The organism is Alcanivorax sp. HI0007 (genome assembly GCF_001635525.1).
Classification (GTDB): domain Bacteria; phylum Pseudomonadota; class Gammaproteobacteria; order Pseudomonadales; family Alcanivoracaceae; genus Alcanivorax.
Window position 1 is genome coordinate 1 of record NZ_LWEJ01000199.1, and the last position, 276, is coordinate 276.

Sequence of the window (276 nt, forward strand, 5' to 3'; positions counted from 1 at the left end):
GTCCGGCAGGGTGGTGGATTACCGCATCAACCTGATTGAGCGCATCGGGCAGGAGGCCGTGGGCTGGCTGGAAGGAAAGCATGCTCCAAAGAAATACACGATAGAAGATTTGAAGAAAATCAAAGCTCACTACAGAGCCGAGCTAAGGCGACTCAAAAAGGAGGGTGCATGAAAATTTGCACTAAATGCGGTCTCGAAAAGCGTCATGAGGAGTTCAACAAAGACTCGACGAAGAAGGACGGCCTGTATTCATCTTGCCGAGACTGCTATCAAGAA

Annotated in this window: 1 protein-coding gene; it reads left to right on the forward strand. The window is 49.6% G+C overall.

From position 1 onward, the window contains the following. The first annotated feature begins 13 nt into the window (after positions 1–13). Positions 14–172 (forward strand): recombination protein NinG, encoded by a 159-nt coding sequence (locus tag A3714_RS18415; RefSeq protein WP_369817829.1) that lies wholly within the window; start codon positions 14–16, stop codon positions 170–172. Positions 173–276 lie beyond the last annotated feature (104 nt).